Origin of the sequence: Streptomyces sp. WELS2, assembly GCF_013870595.1 — a bacterium.
GTDB lineage: Bacteria > Actinomycetota > Actinomycetes > Streptomycetales > Streptomycetaceae > Streptomyces.
The window spans coordinates 1-1,719 of record NZ_JACBWZ010001117.1 but is presented as its reverse complement, the minus strand read 5'-3'; the positions used below and the strand labels follow the sequence as shown (position 1 = coordinate 1,719).

The 1,719-nt window shown below is 74.1% G+C and carries 1 protein-coding gene; it reads right to left on the bottom strand.

From position 1 onward, the window contains the following. The coding region (locus tag H5J33_RS34190; RefSeq protein ID WP_181798548.1) for a cytochrome P450 at positions 1 to 1,496 on the bottom strand (1,496 nt) is incomplete at its 3' end. Positions 1,497 to 1,719: the final 223 nt, after the last annotated feature.

The following is a 1,719-nucleotide window of genomic DNA, read 5'->3' as shown; positions in this document are numbered from 1 at the left end:
AGGGCGCGCGTGCCGGGCCGGACCCGGGCCGGGAGGGTGTCCGGGGCCGGGGTGTCCTGGGCGGGCGCGGGGGCGGTGCCGGGCAGCGGGGCGTGCGCGCGGTCGGCGGCGGTGCGCGGGGTGAGCGTGAGGGTGAGGCCCTCGGGCTTGAGGGTGAGGGTCTCCTTCACGGTGAGCCGGTAGCCGGTGTGGTCGTGCAGCCGATAGCGGTGGACCAGCAGGGCGAGCAGCATGGTCGCCTCGTGCAGCGCGAACTGCCGTCCGATGCAGGCGCGTTCACCGGTGCCGAACGGCTTGTAGGCGTGCACCGGGCGGGCCGCCTCGGCCTCGGGGGTGAACCGCTCGGGGTCGAACAGCTCCGGGTTGTCGCCCCACACGGGCTGGCGGTGCAGCATCGGCGCGAGCACGGTGACGGCCTGGCCGGCGCGCAGCGGGATCCGGCCGCCGAGCAGGGTGTCCTCGCGGGCGTGCCGGCTGAACGCGGCGGCCGTCGGCCACAGCCTCAGCGCCTCGTTCAGGACCTGGCGGGTGTAGGTGAGCCGGCCGATGTCGTCGTACGTCGGCTCGGGGTCGGGGGCGCTGCCCCACAGCGCGTCGGCCTCGCGCTGGACGAGCCGGAGCACGGCGGGGTGCTTGGCGAGGTAGTACAGGGCGAAGGACATGGCGCCGGAGGTGGTCTCGTGGCCGGCGATCAGGAAGGTGATGACCTGGTTGCGGATGTTGGCCGGGTCCAGGGTGGTGCCGTCGGCGGGGTGCGGGGCGCTGAGCATCAGCCCGAGCAGGTCCTCGGCGCCGCTCTGGTCGGTGCCGGTGCGGGCGGCGATGACGTCGTCCACGACCCGGGCGAGGTAGTCGGCGTCGGCCCGGAAGGCGGCGTCGGCTGCGGTGTGGTCCGCGCCGGGGGTGCGGGCCAGGCGGGTCATGCTCCATTCCAGGCAGCGGACCATGGACTCCACGAAGGGGTGCGGTTCGGCGCGTTCGAAGGAGCCGAAGTCGTAGGCGAATCCGGCCAGTCCGATGGTGTCGAGCGTCATGCGGGTCATGTCGTCGGGCACGTCGACGGGCCGGCCCTCCCGGGCCGCCCGGTCCCAGGAGTCGATGAGGCGGCGGGCGACCTTCAGCATCACCGGGTGGTAGGTGCGCATCGAGCCGAGCGCGAAGGCGGGCATCAGGATGTCGTGCGCCTTGGCCCAGTTGGGCTCGTCGTTGTACGCGGTGAACAGGCCGTCGGCGGCGAACTCGCGGACGTTCTCCAGGGCGGGCCCGACGTGCTTGGCGAACCGCTCCTCGTCGGCGAGGTCGGCGACCAGGTCCGTGTCGGCGACGAACAGCGCGTCCCGGCCGTGCAGCCGGCGCACCAGCACCGGGCCGTGCTCCCGCATCAGTCCCATCACCTGCTGGATGGGGGTCCGGCCGGGGCCGGTGGCGCTGATGTCGACGACGGGGACGCCGGGCAGGGTGGCGGCGGGCTCGGGGTGCAGTGTGGTGGGGGGCATGCGCGACAACTGCCTTTCGCGGAAACGGGCTCCTGCGCTCCAGGGTGGTCGACGGGCGGGCCGGGCCGGTGCCACGGCACTACACGATCGTGTAGGGGAAAGTCGTCGGCGGCCCTTGCGCACGCGCGCGGGACGAAGCCGCGGCGAACCGGCACCGCCGTCGTCCGTGACGGTCCTCGGGCAGGGCCGCCAGTTCCCGGCCCAGGTTCGGCCGGTCCGTGCG